The 21,230-nt window shown below is 69.0% G+C and carries 20 protein-coding genes; 7 read left to right on the plus strand and 13 right to left on the minus strand.

From position 1 onward, the window contains the following. Window positions 1–68 precede the first annotated feature (68 nt). The gene (locus OD750_RS00695; RefSeq protein ID WP_263544475.1) at window positions 69–446 is read right to left on the minus strand and encodes a hypothetical protein; all 378 of its coding nucleotides are present in this window, start codon (window positions 444–446) and stop codon (window positions 69–71) included. Window positions 447–715: 269 nt separating this feature from the next. On the opposite strand from OD750_RS00695, the gene OD750_RS00700 reads away from it, so the two are divergent. Next, window positions 716–1,546 (plus strand): hypothetical protein, encoded by an 831-nt coding sequence (locus OD750_RS00700; RefSeq protein WP_263544476.1) that lies wholly within the window; start codon window positions 716–718, stop codon window positions 1,544–1,546. A 94-nt stretch (window positions 1,547–1,640) separates the two neighbouring features. On the opposite strand, the gene lysM is transcribed toward OD750_RS00700, so the two are convergent. Continuing rightward, window positions 1,641–2,069 carry a peptidoglycan-binding protein LysM gene (gene lysM, locus OD750_RS00705; protein ID WP_263544477.1) on the minus strand — a complete coding sequence of 143 codons (429 nt, stop codon included), beginning with the start codon at window positions 2,067–2,069 and terminating at the stop codon, window positions 1,641–1,643. 20 nt (window positions 2,070–2,089) lie between these two features. Continuing rightward, a complete protein-coding gene (locus OD750_RS00710; protein WP_263544478.1) occupies window positions 2,090–2,890 on the minus strand; it encodes a DUF937 domain-containing protein in 801 nt (266 codons plus the stop codon). Between the two features lie 152 nt (window positions 2,891–3,042). On the opposite strand from OD750_RS00710, the gene OD750_RS00715 reads away from it, so the two are divergent. Both OD750_RS00715 and rocF read left to right on the plus strand, forming a co-directional pair. Continuing rightward, on the plus strand, window positions 3,043–3,372 hold the full coding sequence (locus tag OD750_RS00715; RefSeq protein WP_263544479.1) for an Hpt domain-containing protein: 330 nt from the start codon (window positions 3,043–3,045) through the stop codon (window positions 3,370–3,372). 111 nt (window positions 3,373–3,483) lie between these two features. Next, a complete protein-coding gene (gene rocF / locus OD750_RS00720; RefSeq protein ID WP_263544480.1) occupies window positions 3,484–4,404 on the plus strand; it encodes an arginase in 921 nt (306 codons plus the stop codon). Here rocF and OD750_RS00725 read toward each other — a convergent pair. From OD750_RS00725 to OD750_RS00740, 4 genes are all read right to left on the minus strand, one after another. Then, complete coding sequence (locus OD750_RS00725) at window positions 4,384–5,760, minus strand: hypothetical protein (protein WP_263544481.1); 1,377 nt, start codon at window positions 5,758–5,760, stop codon at window positions 4,384–4,386. The two genes, rocF and OD750_RS00725, sit on opposite strands and share 21 nt — an antisense overlap. Window positions 5,761–5,762: 2 nt before the next feature. Beyond that, the gene (locus OD750_RS00730; RefSeq protein WP_263544482.1) at window positions 5,763–7,112 is read right to left on the minus strand and encodes an NHL repeat-containing protein; all 1,350 of its coding nucleotides are present in this window, start codon (window positions 7,110–7,112) and stop codon (window positions 5,763–5,765) included. Between the two features lie 48 nt (window positions 7,113–7,160). Next, window positions 7,161–8,534: an NHL repeat-containing protein gene (locus OD750_RS00735; RefSeq protein ID WP_263544483.1), complete on the minus strand. Its 1,374-nt coding sequence runs from the start codon at window positions 8,532–8,534 to the stop codon at window positions 7,161–7,163. Window positions 8,535–8,781: 247 nt separating this feature from the next. Further along, window positions 8,782–9,618, minus strand: a complete 837-nt coding sequence (locus OD750_RS00740; protein WP_263544484.1) for a hypothetical protein — start codon at window positions 9,616–9,618, stop codon at window positions 8,782–8,784. Between the two features lie 196 nt (window positions 9,619–9,814). On the opposite strand from OD750_RS00740, the gene OD750_RS00745 reads away from it, so the two are divergent. Together OD750_RS00745 and OD750_RS00750 are read left to right on the plus strand one after the other, a co-directional pair. Then, a complete protein-coding gene (locus OD750_RS00745) occupies window positions 9,815–11,185 on the plus strand; it encodes a tryptophan--tRNA ligase (protein ID WP_263544485.1) in 1,371 nt (456 codons plus the stop codon). A 2-nt stretch (window positions 11,186–11,187) separates the two neighbouring features. Then, window positions 11,188–12,951, plus strand: a complete 1,764-nt coding sequence (locus OD750_RS00750) for a tetratricopeptide repeat protein (protein WP_263544486.1) — start codon at window positions 11,188–11,190, stop codon at window positions 12,949–12,951. On the opposite strand, the gene OD750_RS00755 is transcribed toward OD750_RS00750, so the two are convergent. The 6 genes from OD750_RS00755 to pdhA all read right to left on the minus strand — a co-directional run bounded on the left by OD750_RS00755 (window position 12,936) and on the right by pdhA (window position 18,368). Beyond that, window positions 12,936–13,580: an RES domain-containing protein gene (locus OD750_RS00755; RefSeq protein ID WP_263544487.1), complete on the minus strand. Its 645-nt coding sequence runs from the start codon at window positions 13,578–13,580 to the stop codon at window positions 12,936–12,938. The genes OD750_RS00750 and OD750_RS00755 overlap by 16 nt on opposite strands. Before the next feature lie 3 nt (window positions 13,581–13,583). Then, window positions 13,584–14,231: a helix-turn-helix domain-containing protein gene (locus OD750_RS00760; RefSeq protein WP_263544488.1), complete on the minus strand. Its 648-nt coding sequence runs from the start codon at window positions 14,229–14,231 to the stop codon at window positions 13,584–13,586. Between the two features lie 76 nt (window positions 14,232–14,307). After that, the gene (locus tag OD750_RS00765; protein WP_263544489.1) at window positions 14,308–15,720 is read right to left on the minus strand and encodes a dihydrolipoamide acetyltransferase family protein; all 1,413 of its coding nucleotides are present in this window, start codon (window positions 15,718–15,720) and stop codon (window positions 14,308–14,310) included. Window positions 15,721–15,776: 56 nt separating this feature from the next. Next, window positions 15,777–16,757 carry an alpha-ketoacid dehydrogenase subunit beta gene (locus OD750_RS00770; protein WP_263544490.1) on the minus strand — a complete coding sequence of 327 codons (981 nt, stop codon included), beginning with the start codon at window positions 16,755–16,757 and terminating at the stop codon, window positions 15,777–15,779. Window positions 16,758–16,764: 7 nt separating this feature from the next. Continuing rightward, a complete protein-coding gene (locus tag OD750_RS00775; RefSeq protein WP_263544491.1) occupies window positions 16,765–17,289 on the minus strand; it encodes a GNAT family N-acetyltransferase in 525 nt (174 codons plus the stop codon). Continuing rightward, a complete protein-coding gene (pdhA, locus tag OD750_RS00780; protein WP_263544492.1) occupies window positions 17,289–18,368 on the minus strand; it encodes a pyruvate dehydrogenase (acetyl-transferring) E1 component subunit alpha in 1,080 nt (359 codons plus the stop codon). Before pdhA ends, OD750_RS00775 begins: the two co-directional genes overlap by 1 nt. Before the next feature lie 257 nt (window positions 18,369–18,625). On the opposite strand from pdhA, the gene kynA reads away from it, so the two are divergent. Next, complete coding sequence (gene kynA, locus OD750_RS00785; protein ID WP_263544493.1) at window positions 18,626–19,477, plus strand: tryptophan 2,3-dioxygenase; 852 nt, start codon at window positions 18,626–18,628, stop codon at window positions 19,475–19,477. Window positions 19,478–19,691: 214 nt separating this feature from the next. Then, window positions 19,692–21,191 carry a peptide MFS transporter gene (locus OD750_RS00790; protein WP_263544494.1) on the plus strand — a complete coding sequence of 500 codons (1,500 nt, stop codon included), beginning with the start codon at window positions 19,692–19,694 and terminating at the stop codon, window positions 21,189–21,191. Window positions 21,192–21,230: the final 39 nt, after the last annotated feature.

Genomic DNA, 21,230 nt, shown 5'->3' on the forward strand with positions numbered 1-21,230 from the left:
CGGACGACATCGACCGATAGCGTTTCGTCGTTGAAAAGCAGGGCTCCCGCGCAATACGCGGGAAACCTTCATTCGTCCCGCGGACGCACCGCCGGCTCGATCAGCCGGTCGTCGGCGAACAGCTGCAGCAGGCGCAGATGCAACGCCGTGCGATCGAGCACGGTATTCACCGCGAGTACGACGCGCGCGGAGTCGGCGCCGCGCTCGGCGCGCAGAACGTCCACGCGCGCGCGCCGGTCGGGCCGCCACAGCTGGCCGGCGCCGAGGCGCACGCCGTCGACGAGCGCGTCGCGTACCTGTTGTGCCCGCCAGTGCGGATCGGACAGCCGGGCGTGGACGCGCACGACGTCGTCGGCATCCAGCGGAGTGCCTTCAAGCGTCACCGTGTACGCGGCAGGAATGCCGTCGTCGCTCGCGCCATCGATCAATCCGTGCCACCGATGCACGACGTTTCTCCGTTCGTCCCCCATGGCCGGCGACTGTCCGGTGGCGCATGCCGGGCGCGCATGTGACGATAGTACGGGTCGGGCCGCCGATTCGATGAAACATGTTTCATCATGGCGCGGTTCGTGTATACGTGTTGACGTGGATACATGTGAAATGAAACGGATGCGCCCGCTGTGCGAGTTACAGCGCGCTCGTTGCAGTCGTGACACAATATCGACGTCGTGGCCAAGGCAACGTCTCTCCCCTGAAAACGCAAGGAAGGATCCCCATGAACAAAAACAGAAACCTGCTGTCGCGCTCGATTTGTGCGGCCGTGCTGGCCGGCGCCGCCGGCGCCGCCGCGGCCGATACGCATCCGGCGCTCGACCGGATCAGCATCTCGCTCGGCGTCTATCAGGCCGACAGCGACGCCGACGCGCGCATCGACGGTTCCGGCGGTTCGCTCGGCAGCAACGTGAATTTCGAAGACGACTTCGGCCTGACCAAGGATCGCGAAGTCGCGCGCGCGCGCCTGAGCTTTCTGATCGGCGACAGCCAGGGCCTGGAAATCGACGGCTACAGCTTCAACCGCAGCGCGACGAAGACGCTCGACCGCACGATCGTGTACGACGGCAGCACGTTCGACGTCGACGCGCAGGTGCACGGCAGGCTCGACATGGATTTCGCGTCCGTCGCCTGGCGCTGGTGGATTCCGGCCGGCGACGCCGACGTTTGGGGCGTGGGCCTCGGCGCCGGCTACTATCGCGTCGCGGGCCAGGTTGCGGGCGAGGCCACGCTGAACGGCGAGCCGCAGTTCGTACGCACGGACGAGAGCGCTTCGGCGTGGGCGCCGCTGGTCGAACTGGGCTGGCGCCACGCGTTCTCCGACCGCGCGCGCCTGTACGCCGACATTTCCGGCGTATACAAGTCTAGCGGTTCAATTTCCGGGCATATCTACAACGGCGCGCTCGGATTCGAGTACTTCCCGTGGCAGGCGATCGGCTTCGGCATCGAATACGGCGCGCAGCGCATCAAGATCGACGCGGACAAGACGAACTTCGACGGCGAGTTGAACATCAACCTGAGCGGCCCTTCGGCGTTCCTCAAGGCGCGCTTCTGAGCGATCGGGCGACCCTGGCGCAACGCCGGGCGCGAGTTCTCACCGGAAACCCCGGCGCAAGGCCGGGGTTTCGAGAAATCGGATGCGTCGTGGCCTACGGGATGCGCAGCACCTGGCCCGGATAGATATGGTCCGGATCCTTGAGCATCGGCTTGTTCGCTTCGAAGATCTTGTTGTAGTCGCCGGCCTTGCCGTAGACCTCCTTGGCGATCTTCGACAGCGTGTCGCCTTTTTTAACCGTATACATCTTCGATTCGCTGTCGGGCTTGGCCACCGTCACCGCGTCTTCGACGTTCTGCACGCCCTTGATGTTGCCGGCCGCGAGGATCAGTTTCTCCTTGTCCGCCTGCGTCTGCGCGTTGCCGGTGACCTTGACCGTGCCGTCGATGAACTGGACGTCGACGTCGCTGACGCCGATTTCCTTCTCGATGTGCTGTTTGATCTGCGTGCCGGCCGTGGCGGGATTCGCCACCGCGTCGAGCACCTTTGCGCCTGCTTCTTTGACGAAATCGAACAGTCCCATTGCTCTCTCCTTATCGTGAATTAACGTCTGGCCATCGAACCGATCAAACCGCCGCCGACCTGCATCAGGTCGGAAAGATCCACATCGCCGTCGCCGTCGCGGTCGAGCACGGCGCCCAGCAGGCCGCCGGTGACGCCGCCGCCGGCGCGCGCGCGCTCGTTGTCGCGTCCGAGCGCTTCTCCGAGGCCGCCGGGCCCGAGCTGCTGGTTGCGATTCATGCGGCCGAGCACCGCCATGACGATCGGCGCGAGCATCGCCAGGAGCTGCATCGCGTTGCCGGCGCTCATGCCGGTCGTCTGACCGAGGCCGTCGGCCGCTTGCTTTTGCCGTGAGCCGAAGATGTGGCCGAGTATCGCGCCGCCGATGCCGCCGCCCTGCGTGCCGCCGGCCTGGCCGCCGCCCAGGACGCTGCCGAGCACGTCGCCGATGCCGCCGCCCTGCGCGCCGCCGGTCTGGCCGCCGCCCAGGACGCCGCCGAGCACGTCGCCGATGCCGCCGCCCTGCGCGCCGCCGGCCCGGCCGCCGCCCAGGACGCTGCCGAGCACGTCGCCGATACCGCCGCCGCCCTGCGCGCCGCCGCCGAACAGGCCGCCCAGCAGGCCGCCGATGTCGACGCCGGAGTGGTCGCGTTCGAGGGCGCCGTGCAGCGCCTGCGCGCCTTCGGGCGTAGCGCTGTTGCGTGCCAGCGCCCCGACCATCAGCGGCAGGGCCTGTGCGATGGCGTTCTGAGCCTCGTCGGGCGACAGTCCGAAGCGCTGTGCGACCGCGCCGATTTCCTGGTCGCCGATTTCATTCATTACCGCGTCGACTACGCCGCTCATGGCTGATCTCCTAAAAAACTTCCAGAAACGTCACACTACCACCAGCGCAACGGCTGTGCGCGACAGTTTGCAATCCTGCACATGTTGTTCACAGTGTTTTGGCGCGCGTTATGCAACCGACGCGGTAGTCTGGCAGGTATCGATTGCTACCGATGACGACACCCGTGGATCGAATGGAAGAACTGCGCCAGCGCTACGCGCAATCGCTGCCGCAAAAGGGGCGCGACATCGCGCGGCAGTGGCAGGCGTGCGACGCGGCGCCGCAAGACCGGCGCGCGCTCGTCGAACTGCACCAGCAGGTGCACCGCCTGAGCGGTTCGGCGCCGGCCTACGGCTTCGACGAGCTCGGCGCACTGGCGCAGCCGATCGACGCCGCGATCGCCGAATGGCTCGCCCGCAACGCCGACGGCCGCGAGCAGGCCGAACTCCTGCGCCTGATCGAACCCCGCGTCCGCGCCCTGGTGACCGCGCTCGCATTCTGAACCGCGCGAAGTCGTCGGCGTACGGAAACTGGCTGCGCGACCCGGCGCGCGGCTATGCTTGGCGTTTTCCGCAGGGGCGCGCCGCACGTGGCCTGCGCCAACGAGGTTCACATGAATACATTTCCACCGGTAGTGCTGATCGGCGCGCCGACCGACATCGGCGCCGGCCATCGCGGCGCCTCGATGGGGCCCGAAGCGCTGCGCGTCGCCGGCATCGCGCATGCGCTCAAAGGGCGCGGACTCGACGTGATCGACCGCGGCAATCTTGCCGGTCCGGTCAATCCGTGGCTGCCGCCGCGCGACGGCTACCGGCACCTGGAGGAAGTGGTCGCGTGGAACCGCGCCGTGCTCGACGCCGTCTACGCCGAACTCGAGGCGGGGACGCTGCCGATCCTGCTCGGCGGCGACCATTGCCTGGCGATGGGCTCGATCACCGCGGTCGCGCGGCACTGCCGCGAGCGCGGCAAGAAGCTGCGGGTGCTGTGGCTCGATGCGCACGCCGACTTCAACACGAACGTCATTACGCCGTCGGGCAACGTCCACGGCATGCCGGTCGCGTGCCTGTGCGGCTACGGCCCGGCCGAACTGACGCACCTCGGCGGCGCGTCGCCGGCGCTGCAGCCGGGCGAAATCCGGCAGATCGGCATCCGCTCGGTCGATCCGGGCGAAAAGAAGCTGGTGCACGACGTCGGGCTCGACATCTACGACATGCGCTACATCGACGAAATCGGCGTCAGCCGCGCGATGAAGGAAGCGCTCGAGGGCGTCGACGCCGACACGCACCTGCACGTGAGCTTCGACGTCGATTTTCTCGACCCGGCGATCGCGCCGGGCGTCGGCACGCGCGTCAAGGGCGGCCCGAACTACCGCGAAGCGCAGCTCGTGATGGAGATGATCGCCGACACGGGGCGGGTGGGTTCGCTCGACATCGTCGAACTCAACCCGGCGTTCGACAAGCGCAACCAGACCGCGAAGCTCGCCGTCGACCTCGTTGAAAGCCTGTTCGGAAAATCAACGCTCATGCGCGACTGAGCGTCTCGCGCCATGCCGCAGCTGCCGCAAGCCCGCGAGCAGCACGATCAGCGCGATCGACAGCAAAGCCAGCGTGCCCGCCGCCGGAACCGGCCGCGCGCCGCCGTCGCCACGCAGTTCGACGTAGCGCAGGAAGCGAATGCCGGTCGCCGCGTGGTAGTCGGCGACCGCGAACGTCCACGGCGAGTCGGCGACGAAGTTGTGCCGGGTCAGCCGCGCCGGCAGCCCGAATGTCCCGGTCGGCCGGGGTTCCCGGAACGTACCGTCGGGCGTGCCTGCGGCGTCGAGCGCGAACAGGAACGTTCCATGGCCCGGCGTGGGGATGAAGCCGCTTTCGCGATAGATGCCGACCAAAGCACGGCCGCGGTCGAACGGCTGCACGGTTCTGATGCTGTCGGGGCCGTCGACCGCTGTCGTCATGCGGCCTTCGCGGTCGAGATAGCCGGCCAGCATCGACGCGTCGCTCGCGACCGCGTAGCGGCCCGACGCCAGCGCGAATACGTCGACGAGGTGCCGATCGCCGTCGTCGCCGACGTCGCGCCAGCCGTCGCCGCCGTCGACCGTGCCGTCGGCGCGGTAGCGGCGCCAGCGGTTGACCGCGCGGCCGTCGCGCGCCGCGGTGTGCAATACCTGAAATCCGCCGTCCGGCAGCGGCATCGTGTCGCCGTAGCGGCCCGGCAGGTCGGGCAGTTCGACGAGTCCGGCCCGGCCGAACGCCGTGTCGAGCCGGCCGTCGCCGGTCACGCGCAGGAGCCGCGCACTGCCGTGCGTCATCGGCGGCAGCGAAAGGAACGGTCGCCAGGGAATCGACGCGATCAGAAAACCGTCGCCGTGCTTGTGCGCCGTCCACGCGTCGGCCGTCTGCGGCAGCGGCAGCGAGAGCGCAAGTCCGTGGTTGAAATCGCGCGACGGTTTTCCGTCGGCGCCGAAGCGCAGCAGCAGCGCGTCGCCGATGCCCGCGGCGCGGCGCAGCCAGACGAACGCGAGCACGCCGCCGTCGGACAGCGGCAGCAGTCGCGCCAGATTGACCGTCTGCGCCGGACTGCCGACCGGCGTCTGCGCGACGCCGCCGCCGAACGCCGCGTCGATCGCGCCGTCTGCCTGCAGCTTGCCGAGGACGAGCACGTTGCCCCCGCTCGCGCTGCTGCGGCCGGCCAGCGCGAACACGAGCGCGCCGTCGGCGGCGACCGCGAGGTGCACGTCGTCGCTGCCGTTGTCGTCGAACCCGGCGACCTGGACGACGCCGCCGGCGCCGAATCCGGGATCCGGCACGACGACGGCGCGCGCGGTCGACGCGACGGCCAGAAACAGCGCGACGACGAAGAAACCGCGAACGGACCGTTTCGCCGCGACCACGGTCAGCGCACCGCGAACCGGCGCCGCGCCAATCCCGCGGCGCAGGCGGCCAGCAGTAGCAACGCCGGCAGGCCGAGCGCCGGAATCGGCTGGTCCGACGCGCCGCGGCGCACGTCGAGATACCGCAGCACGCGCATCGAATTCTCGCCGGCGGACGCCAGCACGACGCCGCGCTCGCCGTCGGCGCCGACGCTGTAGTCGGCGTTCGGATCCGTCGGCGATCGCCAGCGGTCGCCCTGCGGTTCGGCGAACGCGCGGTCGATCGCGCCATTGCGGTCGAGCACCCACAGCCAGGTGCCGTCGGCCGGCGACGGCGTACCCGGGAAGTACTGCCCCGCGTTCGCGAGCAGCTTCTCGCCGTAAGGCTGCACGTTCGGATTGCTCGTCGCGCCGCCGATGCACAGGCCGCTGAACTTCGACAGCGTTCGGCCGTGCGCGTCGAACGTGCGCTGCACGCACGACGCGCCGGCGACGGCGGCATACGTTCCGTCGCCGAGCGGATACACGTCCCGGACGACGTCGTCGGGCGAATCGACGTTCGGAATGGCCTCGACGCCGCCGTCGCCGAACGCCGTGTCGACGCTGCCGTCGGCGCGGTAGCGCCGCCAGTAGTTGGGAACGGCTTCGCTTTGTTGATAATTCAAGATCTGGAAACCGCCGCCGGGAACGGGCATCACGTCGGTGCTGCCGATGCCTTCGCCGCTGCCGGGAACGACGATGCTGCCGCCGCCGCCGAACGCGATATCGGGCGACCCGTCGGCGCGCACGCGCCAGGCATCGAAGCCCAGCCGCACGCCGAAGGTTCCGAGCCGTCCGACGCCGACGACGAGATAGCCGCTGCCGGTGTCGAACACCTTGGGGTTCTCGTAGGCGTGCGGCGCGACGACGAGCGGCGCGCCGGCGTTGAACGCCGGATCGAAGCGGCCGTCGGCCGTGACGCTCGCGAGGATCGTCTGGTGTCCGACAGACGACGAGAGCGTGACGAGTGCGTACAGACTGCCGTCGTTGCGCACGTGAACATCGTTGAACCGCACGAACTGCAGCTCGGCCTGCGCCAGCTCGAGCGTCGCCGACGCGCCGTTGCCGAATGTCGGATCGAGGCTGCCGTCAGGCAGCAGCCGCGCGACCCACAGCAGCGGTTGAATGGTCCAGAACGGTCTCGGATTGCCGCGAACGGCGGCCACGACGACACGACGATCCGGCAGCACCGCCGTATGGGTCGTGCCGGCATTTCGTTGTCCCGGCAGTGCGAGGTCGACGATGCCGGCATTGCCGAAGCCGGCGTCGGGCGCCAGCGCCGCGCGCGCGACGCAAGGCAGGGCGAGCGCGAGAACGAGTATCGCTTTCCACATGGTGAACTCCGAAGGCGTGCCGGGTGGTTGTTCGATTCGCGTGGCCGGTCAGTCGCGGCGGCGCAGCCGCCGCCCCGCGAACGCGGCGGTGCCGGCGACGACGAGCAGCAGGCCGGGAAGGCCGAGCGCCGGAACCGGTTGCGCCTGCGTCGTGCCGCGCGGCGCGACGAAGCGCTGGACGCGCACCGTGTTTTCGGCGAACTCGGCGCTCGCGACGACGAAACGTTGAGGGCCGTCGGCGGCGACGTCGTGGCTGGCCGAATGCGGGCCCGGTATGCGCCAGCGGGTGTCGTCCTGCGGCTGCGCGAAGGCAGCATCGACGCGGCCGTCGAGATCGACCGCCCATGCGTAGGATCCGTCGCTCGGCAGCGAGATGAAGTACGTGCGCTGCTCGCCTTGCATGAGGATGCGCTCGCCCCAAGCGTGCGGGCGGAACTTCTGGCTCGTACTCGCCAGTCCCGGCGTGCACGTGCTGGCGAAGGTGACGAGAATGTTGCCCTGCGCATCGAGGATGCGGCGCCCGCAGTTCGAACCCTCGGTGCCGAGCCAGGTGCCGTCGCCGAGCGCGTAGACGCGTCTGAGACCGAACCCGTCGTGGGTCGGAATGGCGGCTTCGCCGTTGATGCCGAAGGCGGTGTCGAGACTGCCGTTCGCGCGGTAGCGGCGCCAGAACGAGCGTTCGCCGGCACTCGTATATTCAAGGAACAGTATCTGCAGCCCGCCGCCCGGCACGGGCATGGCATCGCGGATCTGCGCCGGCGTCGATTCGACGTCGAGCACGCCGTCGGCGCCGAACGCGATGTCGGGCGTGCCGTCCAGATGCAGACGCCGCGCGATCAGTCGCGTGACGTGGCCGCAACACGTTTCGCGATCGATGCCGACGACGACCACCGCGTTGTCGTCGACGAACAGTTTTTCGCTGGTGAACGGCGCCAGCGGCAACGGCTGGCCGGCGTTGAATGCGGGATCGAGACGGCCGTCGGCCGTGACGGCGAGGAGCAGCGCTTCGGACTGCGGCGACGGATCGCCAGCGCCGGTCGTCGTCGACATCAGCACGAACTGGCTGCCGTCCGCACGCATATGGATGTCGCCGGCCACGGCGTAGTCGGCCGGTGCGGGCCGCAGCACGAAGGTGACCGTGCCGCCGTTGCCGAACGTCGCGTCGGGCCGGCCGTCGGGCAGCAGGCGTGCGAACGACGCCGTCAATGCGCCGCTCGCGCTGTCACGCCCCGTATCGGTCCTCGCGACCGCGATGCGCCGGTCGGGCAGCACCGCGACATGCGCCGGATTGAGATACGAGGCACCCGGCAGCGCGATGTCGACGATGCCGTTGCTGCCAAAGCCGGCGTCGGGCACGGGCTCGGCCGACACGAGCCCCGGCCCGGCGGCGAGCACGGCGAGCACTCGCGAAAAAACGGACAAGAAATACCGGCGATTCGACGCTCGCGGCCAAATCGGCGCAAGCGTTGCGATCGTGCTTTCCATGAACACCCCTGTTCGACGTCCTGCGATCGACCCTTGAGACGCGGGCCGACGCAGGTCCCCCCAAAGGCGGATGCGCACGATCGCGACGGGCGGCGTGCCGCCCGTCTTCAGATTGTTAACAAGAAGATAAAGCGACTTCCGGCCCGGCGCGGCCGGAAGTTCTATTGAAAACGACTACAAAATATCAACGACGCGGCGGATCGGCGACGAAGCCCGCCGGAAACGCCTGCGGCTCGTCCGGCACCGGGCGCGGATGGCGCGGCACGATGCCGCGCGCGGCAAGGTTGCGCCAGCTGTCGTACCAGACCGACACGACTTCGTTCGGCCGGCTGCTCTCGCGCTCGAACGTCGTGTAGCTCGCGTAGCTCGACTCGCGCTGGCCGTGTCCGGTGCCGAGCGATTCCTCGACGGCCGGCGCCGGCGCGCGCTTGGCGGCGTCGGCGGCGCCGCCGCGCGGCGCGGCCTGTGCGGTCGACGCGGCCGGCGCTTCGGCGCGACGGCCTTCGCTTTCGCGCGCGGCGCCGAGCTTGTCGTCGGCGATGCGGTCGCGGTAGATCGGGCGCGGCGGCGGCACGTAGCGTTCGCGGAACACGGCGACGCCGATCACGCCCACGTTGTCCGGCCGCCCGGTGCGCGCCGCGTACGAATCGGAAAGCTCGGTGAACTCGAACGCCGCGATCTCGCTCATGTCCTTGCGCCAGCCGGCGACTTCGGTCGACTCGTACGGGCCGAGCACGTAGCCCGACTGGTTCGGGTTCGCGGTCTGACCGCTGATCGCGTTGACGCCGTCGACCGACAGCACGGCGAGCACGCGCTGCGCGCTGCGGTTGACGATGCGCACGGCGTAGCGGTGGCCCGGCGTGCCGGCGACGTAATACTGGCCGCGCTGCGGGTATTGCGGCAGCGTCGTGCCGGTGTCGCGGTCGACGACGGAGATGTCGACGAGGCTGCCGGCCTGCGCGGCCGTCGAGGCGGCGATGGCCAAGCTAGCGAGGGCGGACAACAGGGTGCGCGCTTTCATGGTGGGGCTCCAGACCGGATGTGCGGCAATCGAACGCGAAGCCGCCGGGTACGGGGTTACAACGCCGATCGGCGCCCGAAGCGAACGTATGCCCTTGTCTGCAAAGCGTTTGCCCGTACACTGGCGGTCTTGCCCGCGGTTTTGCGCCGCGCCCGGCCGCGCAGCGCGCGGCCTTCGTTTCGAGAGCGTTCACGCAATGAAGACCCGCGTACTCACCGGCATCACCACGACCGGCACCCCGCACCTCGGCAACTACGTCGGCGCGATTCGCCCGGCGGTCGCGGCCAGCCGGCGCGACGACGTCGAGTCGTACTACTTCCTCGCCGACTACCACGCGCTGATCAAGTGCGACGACCCGGCGCGCATCGCGCGTTCGCGCCTGGAAATCGCGGCGACGTGGCTCGCCTGCGGACTCGACCCGGAGCGCGTGTATTTCTACCGCCAGTCCGACATTCCGGAAATTCCGGAGCTGACGTGGCTGCTCACCTGCGTGACCGGCAAGGGCCTCATGAACCGCGCTCACGCCTACAAGGCGTCGGTCGACCAGAACGTCGCGGCCGGCGAAGACCCCGATGCCGGCGTCACGATGGGCCTGTACAGCTATCCGATCCTGATGGCCGCCGACATTCTCATCTTCAACGCGCACCAGGTGCCGGTCGGGCGCGACCAGATTCAGCACATCGAAATGGCGCGCGACATCGGCGCGCGCTTCAACCATCTGTTCGGCGCCGGGCGCGAATATTTCGTGCTGCCCGAAGTCGTGATCGAGGAAAGCGTCGCGACGCTGCCGGGTCTCGACGGTCGGAAAATGTCAAAAAGCTACGACAATACGATTCCGCTGTTCGACGGCGGCGCGAAGCGACTGAAGGAGACGATCGCGCGCATCGTCACCGACTCGCGCCTGCCGGGCGAGCCGAAGGACGCCGACGCCTCGCATCTTCTGACGCTCTACCGGGCGTTCGCCGATGCGGCCGACGCCGAAACGTTCCGCGCCGATCTCGTCGCGGGCCTCGGCTGGGGCGACGCCAAGCAGCGCCTGTTCGAGCGCATCGAACGCGACGTCGCGCCGATGCGCGCGCGCTACGAGGAGCTGATCGCGCGTCCGGACGATATCGAAGACGTGCTGCAGCAGGGCGCGAAGAAGGCGCGCGCGATCGCGACGCCGCTGCTGGCCGGATTGCGCGAAGCGGTCGGACTGCGACGCCTGGGCGGCGCGGCGAAGGCGAAGGCCGGCGCCGCGAAGTCGGCGAAGGCCGCGCGTTTCGTCAGCTTCCGCGAGAAGACCGGCAGCTTCCATTTTCGTCTCGTTGCCGCTGACGGCGAGCAGCTGCTGCTGTCGCCGGCGTTCGCGAATCCGAAGGATGCCGGCGCGACGATCTCGCGGCTTGCCGCGCCCGACGCCGACGTGTCGGTCGAGCGCGACGACGACGCGAAGCGCTTCAGGCTTGCGCTCGACGGCGAAACGGCGGCCGTGTCCGACGCGTTCGACACGCTCGATGCGCGCGACGCGGCGCTCGACAAGGTGGCCGAAGCGCTGCGCCAGATTCGCGCGTCCGAGGAAGGCTAGGCATGTTGCGCTATCTCGCCGCGTGCGCCGTGATGTTCGGCGCCGCGGCGCACGCGGCGACCGGCAAGTCGCCGCTGCCGGCGTTCGGCGCGCCGCCGCTGGCCGAATCGGCCAGCGTCGACGGCGACGCATACCGCCGCGCGTACGGTTCGCGGTCGGGCCACGAATTCGACGCGGCGCTCGCCGCCGACCTCGACGCGGCAATGACCGGCGCCGCCTGCGATACGCTTCTGCCGTCGGCCGACGCGCTGGCGACGCAGGAGCCGCGGCGCCTGGGCCCGCATTTCGTGCGCATGCGGTGCGCGCTCAAGCGGGGCGACGGCGTCGACATCGCGAACGCGTTGCGTACGGCGTTTCTCGCCGCGGTGGCGTCGGCCGAGCGGCCGTCGGCCGAGTACCATCCCGACCGCGTCGTCGCGGTGGCTTCGCTCGTCGACGCGTACGTCTATCTGCTCGCGAAACGCGAAACGATCACGGCGTCGACGTTCGAGATCGCCGGCGGCGGACGCCGGCTGTACTACGTCGCGGCGGTGCGGACACCGGACGGCGGGCGCGAATCGATCGTGCGGTTCGATCTCGCCGATCTGATGCGCGCGACGCTCGGGCAGCTCGGCGGCGACGCGATCGAATATCCCGACATGCCGGCGCTCGAATTCGCGCGGCTGCTCGCGACGCAGCCGGAACTGCGCGGACGGGCGCGAACCGGCATCGCACTGTTTGCCGCGGGCTTTCCCGGCATGAGCCTCGCGCACGAGCCGCTGCGCGACGCGCTCGCGCAGGCGGCCGACGCGCAGGTGAATCCCGATGTGCACTATGCATCATTGTGGCTCGCGTACGCGCAGCTCGCCGACGTGCCGCCGGGCGCGCGCGTCGCCGAACTCGCGCGCGTCGCGGCGGCGCAGCTCGCCGACGGCGACGTGCTGCTGGCGGCGCTGGCCGAGCGGGGAGTCGGCGTCGAACGGTCGCGCCGCACGCGCGACGCCGCGCTCGATCGCGCGGCGCGGCGCATCGGCATGCCCGCCGCGCAGCTGAGGCTCTCGCAGCTGCTGGCGCGCGCCGGCTCGCCGCTGTACGACGCCGGTCTCGGCGCCGACTGGCAGCGCAAGGCGGCACGCGCCGGCGACGCCGTCGCGCAGTGGCAGTACGGTTCGTCGCTGTGCTTAGGCGCCGCGGCGAAACCCGCGCAGTGCGACGTCGCGTGGTTCGAGCGGTCGGCGAAACAGGGGGCGACGACCGCGACGCGCCTGCTGGGCCGCGCGTATCTCACCGGCACCGGCGTGCCGCGCGATGCGGCGCGCGCGCGCGGCTACTACGAAGCGGCGCTCGCGGCCGGCGACGAGAACGCGGCCGGCACGCTCGGCGAAATCCACGCGAACGGCGACGGCGTGCCGCGCGACCGCGCACGCGCGATCGAGTTGTTCCGCCGTGGCGCGCGCTACGGCGACCCGCGCGCGCAGGTGAGCCTCGCGCTCGCGCTGCGCGACGGCGCGGCCGGCGACGCGGCCGAATCGCTGCGCTGGTTCAAGGCGGCTGCGCAACAGGGCGAGCGGCGCGGCTTCGCCGGCTGGGGGCGCGCGCTGGAAGAAGGCCGCGGCGTGGACAAGGACGAGACGCTCGCGCGCGGCATGTACGCGTGGGCGGCCGAGGCGGGCGATCGCGACGCGATGCGACGACTGGCGGCGATGCTGCGCGACGGACGCGGCGGCGACGCCGACGCGTCGCAGGCCGACGCGTGGCTGCAGCGCGCCGATCAGGTCAGGCCGTAGCCGAGGTCTTCGGCGGCGGCCGCGACGAGGTCGGTCAGCGCGGCATCGGCGAGCGCGCGATTGAATTCGGGTTTGAGCGGCAGGACGTCGAGCGCTTCGGCGCGGTCGGTCAGCGCGAACGCCGGCGCGTTGCCGTTCATCGACGAGCAGTAGGCGATGCCGGCGCAGTGCGGATACGCGTCGTACAACGCTTGCGCCCACTGCCGCGCCCGATGGCGCGGGCCGGAATGGATCGCGGTCGACGCGCCCATGCGCGTGACGAAATTGCCGGTGAGATCGACGAGGTCGACGTCGCGCGCGAGCGCGAACACCGCGAGCCACGGCTCGCGCCGCTGCTTGTTGATCACGCGATCGGTCTGGAAGACTTCGGCAAGGCACGTCGCCGCCGCGGACGCGGCGTAGAAGATCGCGCGATGCCGCTGCATAAAGCCGTTGCCGGCCTTGTCGGGCAGGTGATGATCGAAGCGCGCGTCGGTCGGCCCGAAGCGGCGGAACGCGTTCCACGCGACCGGATGCGGCCCGCCGGCGAAATAGATGCGGGCGAGCGGCGTGCCCTTGCGCACGCAGCGGATGGCCGGTTCGATCGCCCGTAGCGCGTCGACATCGGGCGGCTCAGGGAATTTCGCCATCGCTCAGATCAGTGCAACGAGACGCAGCACCGGCTTGACCTCGCCGGTCGCGAGCAGCCATTCGCGCGGCGACGGATGATGCTTCGCGTCGGCGTCGCCGAGTTCGGTCGACGGCAGCATGAACCAGCGGACGAATTCGACCGGCGTCACGTCGGGCGACAGCGCCGGCACGATCTGCGCGAGACCCGGCACTTCGGCGCCGTCTTCGAACTGCACGAGCGGAATGCGGTGTTCGCCGTTCGCGTCGAACGCGTACAGCGTTCGCGCGCGGATGCGTTGGCGGATGCGGCTCGGATCGACGCCGAGCAGGCGTGCGGCTTCTGCGGTGGTCGTCGAGGCGTCGAGAATTTCGAAAAAGGTATGCGCCATGCGTTCGCGCGCGGCGGCGGCCTTGGCGGCGGTGCGGCGGTTCGGCAGGAAGCCGACCGCGCGCAGGGCGTCGGTTTCGCCGGCGGAGAGGCTCGATGCGGCGTCGAGGCTCTTCGGCTGGACGACACTGCCGGCCGGGCGGCCGTGCACGAAGGTGTCGTAGGCGGCGCGGATCCAGTCGGCGGCCGCGGGCGCCGGGGCCGCGGCGGAATCGCGGACCCAGCTGCCGGTCGGAAAGCCGGTGCCGGTGCCATAGGGTTTCACGGGTTTCGGCTTGCTCATCACGCTTGCTCCCGTCGGGAGATGACGGGAGCAAGCGTATCACGGCGGAGCGGGGTATGCCTGAACGGCGCCCGGTTCAGGCCGGCAGCGCGAGATCGTCGAGCATCGCCTTGAGGAAGCGCGCCGCTTCGCCGCCGGTCGCCGCGCGGTGGTCGAACGTCAGCGACAGCGGCATCAGCCGGTGCGTCTCGACGCCGCCCATGACCGGCACGACTTCGTAGCGCAGCTTGCCGGCCGCGACGATCGCCACGCACGGCGGCACGACGACCGGCGTCGCGTAGCGGCCGGCGAACACGCCGAAGTTGGAAAGGGAAATCGTATACCCTTTCAATTCTTCCGGCGGGATCGAGCGATTCTTCACCGAATCGCGCAGACGGTTGATCGCCATGCGCAGACCGGCCGCGTCGAGCACGTCGGCGTTGCGCAGCGCCGGCACGAACAGTCCGTCCTCGGTGTCGACCGCGATGCCGACGTCGACGTGAGGATGCAGCGTGCGCGTGAGATTGTCGCCGTCGAACCAGGCGTTGAGCGCCGGCACGGCCTTGCACGCGCGCACGAGCGAGCGGATCAGGCGCACGGTGATGTCGTTGCCGGGCTGCCAGGCGTGCAGATCGGCGTCGTCGCACAGCGTCGTCGGCACGACCTTCGCGTGCGCGTCGGCCATCACGCGCGCCATGTTGCGGCGCACGCCCTTGAGCTGTTCCGGCTGGCCGAGCACGGCTTGCGCGGCGGGCGGCGCCGTGCGCATCGGCTGACCCGACGCCGACAGCGCGGTGCGCGCGGGCGCGGCGACCGGTGCGGGAGCCGGTGCGGGGGCTGGTGCAGCAGCCGGCACGGCGGCCGGCGCCGGCGCGCTCGGACCGTTCGCGGCGGCGTTCTTCACGTCGTTCATCGTCACGACGCCGCCGGCGCCGGTCGCCGCGACGCGCGCCAGATCGACACCGAGCTTTTTCGCGAGCGCACGCACGGCGGGCATCGCCTTGACGCCGCCGACCGAGACGACCTGTTCGCTGACGACGCGGTCGCTCGCTTCCATCGCGCCGACGACCGTGCCGGAATCCGCGCGCGCGGCGGGCGCCGCCTCGCCGGTTTTCAGCGTGCCGCCGTCGTCGGACGCGACCACCTTGCCGCCGTCCGTCGGCGCGGGTTCGCCGGCGCCCTTGGGCAGCGCCGGCTCCGGCGTCTTCGCGGCATGGCCGTGGTGATGGCCCGTGTCCTGCGCTTCGGCGCGCTGCGGCAGGCTCGGATCGATCTCGATCGCGACCAGCGGCGCGCCGGTGTTGATGACGTCGCCGTTCTTGCCGTAGAGCTTGACGACCTTGCCCGAATACGGCGACGGCACTTCGACGACGGCCTTGGCCGTTTCCATCGAAACGAGCGGCGCGTCGAGGCGCACGACGTCGCCTTCCTTGACGGACCATTCGACGATCGTGGCGTCGGGCAGCCCTTCGCCGAGATCGGGCAGCAGGAATGTTTTGGTGTCGGCCATGGCAGCGATTCCTGAAAGGATTTTGCCGCGGCGCCATGCCGCGGCGAGAACGAAGATCAACTGGCGGCGAGCGTGCGCTTCGCCGCGGCGACGATGCGCTCCACGCTCGGCAGGTATTTCATCTCGAGCCGGAACAGCGGGATGTGCGTGTCGTAGCCGGTCACGCGTTCGACCGGCGCGACGAGGTCGTACATCGCATGTTCGGCGAGGCGCGCGGCCACTTCGGCGCCGAAGCCCGCGGTGCGCGGCGCTTCGTGCACGATCACGCAGCGGCCGGTCTTTTTCACCGATTCGTGGATCGTGTCGAAGTCGAGCGGCTTCAGCGTCGCCACGTCGATCACTTCGGCGCTGACGCCTTCCTTGGCGAGCGCGTCGGCCGCCTCGAGCGTCTCCTTGACCTGCGCGCCCCACGTCACCAGCGTGACGTCGGTGCCGTCGCGCAGCACGAAGCACACGTCGAGCGGCAGCGCTTCGCCGTCGTCGGGCACTTCTTCCTTGTACTGGCGGTAGATGCGCTTGGGTTCGAAGAAGATCACCGGGTCGGGATCGCGGATCGCCGCGAGCAGCATGCCGTAGGCGCGCGACGGCGACGACGGCATCACCACGCGCAGGCCAGGCACGTTCGTGAAGATCGCTTCGTTCGCTTCGGAGTGGTGTTCCGGCGCGCGGATGCCGCCGCCCCAGGGCACGCGCAGCACGAGCGGGCAGGAGAGGCGGCCGCGCGTGCGCGTGCGAAAGCGCGCCGCGTGGCAGACGATGTGGTCGACCATCGGATAGACGAAGCCGTCGAACTGCGCTTCGGCGACCGGCCGCATGCCTTGCACGGCCATGCCGACGGCGACGCCGGCGATCGTCGTTTCGTCGAGCGGCGTATCGAGCACGCGCTGCGTGCCGAATTTTTCGGAGAGTCCCGCCGTGGCGCGAAACACGCCGCCGTTGACGCCGACGTCTTCGCCGAGCACGACGACGGACGCATCATTCGCCATCTCGTGCGCGAGAGCCTGGGTGATCGCTTCGATCAGGGTAATTTGTGCCATTGGTCCGCTACCTGTCAGACGCAGCGCCGAGCGGGTGACGCATCACCCACATCGGCATGGGGTCGCTTGCGCGCGGATAGTCGCGTTCGCCGACGATCGCGAATCCGCAGCGTTCGTACATCCGGCGCGCGCGCTCGTTCACCTTGAGCACGTCGAGCCACATACAACCCTCGCCGCGTTCGCGCGCGCGGTCGGCGCACGCGTCGATCAGCACGCGGCCGTAGCCGCGCCCGGCCTGATCGGCGAGGAAATAGATTTTCTGCAGCTCGGCGCCGCGCTCGTCGCGCGCCGGCACGGGCTGGTTCCAGCGCAGTTTGGCGAAGCCGACGTCGAAGCCATCGACATCGCCGACGAGATACAGCGCGCGGTCGGCGTCGACATCGGCCTGGATTTCGCCGACGTCGAACTGCTGCGCGAGCCACACGTCGAGTTCGTCCTCGCGCCACAGCGTCGCGTAGTGGTCGCGATACGTGCGCGCGCCGAGCGCGGCGACGCCGGCGGCCTCATCGCGTCGGGCGGCGCGCACGCGCATCAGCCGCGCCGCTGTTCCAGCGCGAGCGCCTGCGCGCGCTGCGCGGTGAGATCCGGCGGCAGTTCGGCGTAGACGTAGTCGAATATCGCTTCGACCGGCTGCGTCTTGGTTTCGAGATACGCGTTCACTTCGACGTCGACGATCTTCTCGCACTCGGCCTTCCACGCTTCCTCGTGCTTGTCGCTCCAGACGTTCTGTGCGGTGAGATACGTGCGCAGGCGCTTCATCGGTTCGCGCTCCCACGCCGCCTTCACTTCGGCGTCGGGCCGGTAGCGGCGCGCGTCGTCGGCGGTGGTGTGGTCGGACAGGCGATAGGTGACCGCCTCGATCAGCATGCCGCCGTGGCCGTGGCGCGCGCGCTTGATCGCGTGGTCCATCGCCGCGCGCATCGCGATGAGGTCGTTGCCGTCGACCTGCAGGCACTCGACGCCGGCCGCGATGCCTTTCTGCGCGAGCGTCTTGGCGCCGGTCTGGATCGTACGCGGCACCGAAATGGCCCACTGGTTGTTCACGATCACACTGACATAGGGCAGCGTCTGCGCGCCGGCCATGTTGATCGCGCCGTAGAAGTCGGCCTTCGACGAGCCGCCGTCGCCGACGACGCTGACGGCGACGCGCGGCTCCTTGCGGATCTTGAAGGCGAGCGCGGCGCCGGCCGCGTGCAGGCACTGCGTCGCGATCGGCACGCACCACGGAAAATCGTGGGCAGGGCCGGAAAAATCGTTGCCGCGCTCGTCGCCGCCCCAGTACATCAGCACTTCGCGCGGCTTCACGCCGCGCACGAACTGCGCGCCGTATTCGCGGTACATCGGCGCGAACACGTCGTCTTCGCGCATCGCCGAGCCGATCGCGACGTGCGCGGCCTCGTGGCCCAGGCACGAGGCGTAGGTGCCGAGCTTGCCGGTGCGCTGCAAGGCCACGGCCTTGGTGTCGAAGACGCGTACAAAAAGCATCGTTTTGTACAATTCGACGAGCTGCTTCGCGTCGCGCGCGAACTCGGGCAGGTCGCTGCGCACGAGCTTGCCGTCCGCGTCGAGGTATTGCAGGTATTCGATTTCGAAAGTAGCGGCGATGGACATGCTTCCTCCGCTTGTTGCGGGTGACGATGCGCCTGGCAGGCAGCGGGGCGCGACGACGACGGGACGCCGTGGCGTCCGTAGGCTGGCGCGCGCGCAGATCCAGTGCTGCGGCGGAACGCGACCGACCGAAAGGGACGCCTTGATAGCAATTCGACCGCCCGGAATCAAGGCCCGCCGCAGCATTCGCACACTTCGCGACCGCATGCGCAACCGCCCGGTCGGCTATGCTAGAGCACTTGGATGACGGAAGAAGTGCCGTGAGCGAACCGAACAAGCGCGACCTCGAAGCGGGCATCACCACCGACCTGCGCGACCGCATGAGCTATGGCGGATATCTCGCGCTCGACACGCTGCTGTCGGCGCAGTCGCCGCTGTCCCGGCCCGAGCATCACGACGAGATGCTGTTCATCATCCAGCACCAGACGTCGGAATTGTGGATGAAGCTAATCATCCACGAATTGCGCGCGGCGATCGCGCATCTGGCGCAGGACGATCTCGATCCGTGCCTGAAGATTCTCGCGCGGGTCAAGCAGATCCAGCGCCAGCTGTTCGAGCAGTGGGCCGTGCTCGAAACGTTGACGCCGTCGGAATATCTCGAGTTCCGCGACGTGCTGGGTCCGGCGTCGGGTTTCCAGTCGCATCAGTACCGCACGATCGAATTCCTGCTCGGCAACAAGAACGCCGACATGATCGCCGTGTTCGCGCACGATCCGGCGCGCCAGGCCGCGCTGACCGCCGTGCTCAAGGCGCCGAGCCTGTACGACGAATTCCTGCGCTATCTGGCGCGCCAGGGCCATGCCGTGCCGGCCGAATGCGTCGAGCGCGACTTCTCGCAGCCGTACGAGCGCAACGCGCACTTGATCGGCGTGTTCCGCCGCATCTACGAAAACACCGACACGTACTGGTCGGCGTACCACCTGTGCGAGCAACTGGTCGACGTCGAGGAAAGTTTCCAGCTCTGGCGCTTCCGCCACATGAAGACGGTCGAGCGCATCATCGGCTTCCGGCGCGGTACGGGCGGCTCGTCCGGCGTCGCGTTCCTGCGCAAGGCGCTCGAATTGACGTTCTTTCCGGAGCTGTTCGAAGTGCGCAGCGTGATCGGCACCTGAGGCCGAGTCCGGCTCCGTCGCAAGCCTTGCCGGAAGCGCGTTTGCGCGGGTGTTGCCGTATCGGTTGAATCGTTTCAATGCGGTGCGCAATGGCGCATCGCAGCAACGCGCGGGTTTGACTTGGAGCGCGCGCACCGGTTAAAGCTTTGGCTCCTTCGTCGCGCCGCCAAGCGGTCCCGCGGCACCACTCAACCAACCATCAGGGGATCGCCGCATGAGCGGAACCGCCACACCGAGCGCGCAGCCCGCGCCGCCCGAATTTCCGCAACTCATGGGTCATCCGCGGCCGTTGTGGATGCTGTTCATGGCCGAGTTCTGGGAGCGCTTCGCGTTCTACGGCATCCGCTGGGCGCTCGTGCTGTACGTCGTCGCGCAGTTCTACAACGGCGATCCGTCCGGCCAGGCGCCGGCGGGCCTCATCTACGGCTCGTACCTCGCGCTCGTGTACGCCGGCGCGATCGGCGGCGGCTACGTCGCCGACCGCTATCTCGGCTACCAGCGCACGATTCTCGTCGGCGCCGTATTCATGGCGGCCGGCCTGTTCCTGATCTCGATCCCGAACCAGGACGTCTTCAAGCTCGGCCTCGCCACGATCATCGTCGGCAACGGCATGTTCAAGCCGAACATTTCCACGATGGTCGGCAAGCTGTACTCGATCGGCGACCTGCGCCGCGATTCGGGTTTCACGATCTTCTACATGGGCATCAACCTCGGCGGCTTCATCTCGCCGATCGTCACCCAGGTGCTCGCGCAGTACATCTTCGGCACGGGTTCGATGCCGTCGTACAAGATCGTGTTCATCGCGTCGGGCATCGGCATGCTGCTGTCGCTCGTGTGGTTCTACTTCGGCCGCGCGCAGTTGAAGGGCATCGGCGCGCCGCCGCCGGAAGCGCCGGGCCGCGAGCGCATCGTGCACGTCATCATCGGCGCGATCGTCGTGATTCCGGTCGCTTACGGCTTGCTCGCGCTCGGTGCGGAGGCGCTGCAGTGGGTGCTCACCGCGATGTTCATCGCGCTCGCGGTAACGCTGATGATCGAGGGCATCAAGAACGGCACGGTCGCGCGCGACAAGACGATCGCGATGCTGATCATCTTCGTGTTCAATATTTTGTTCTGGATGTTCTTCGAACAGGCCGGCAGCTCGTTCACGTTCCTCGCCGACAACATCGTCGACCGCATGTTCGGTACCTGGGAATTCCCGACCGCGTGGTTCCAGAGCGTCAATTCGCTCGCGATCATCGTGCTCGCGCCGCTCGTCGCGTGGATCTGGGTCGCGATGAAGGACAACAACCCGATCATTCCGCGCAAGTTCGCGCTGGGCCTCATCTTCAACGGCCTCGCGTTCCTCCTGCTGATGTACGCGCTGACGCACCTCGTCGACCTCAACAACAAGATCCCGTTCTGGACCCTGTTCATGGTCTACGTGATCCAGTCGGTCGGCGAGCTGTGCCTGTCGCCGATCGGCCTGTCGATGGTGACCAAGCTCGCGCCGGTGCGCCTCGTCGGCTTCGGCATGGGCGGCTGGTTCCTGTCGACCGGCATCGGCAACAACCTGTCGGGCATCTTCGCCGGCCACGTGAGCGGCGAGACCGGCATGAGCGTCGCCTCGGCGCTGTCGGGCTACACGTTCGGCTTCTGGGCGCTCGTCGGCGCCGGCGTGCTGCTGTTCATCGTCGCGCCGCTGATCTACCGGTTGATGCACGGCGTGCGCTGACGCGCCGCATCTGAGCAAGATCCGAAAGGCGGCTTCGGC

Source organism: Tahibacter soli, assembly GCF_025717065.2.
Classification (GTDB): Bacteria; Pseudomonadota; Gammaproteobacteria; order Xanthomonadales; family Rhodanobacteraceae; genus Tahibacter; species Tahibacter soli.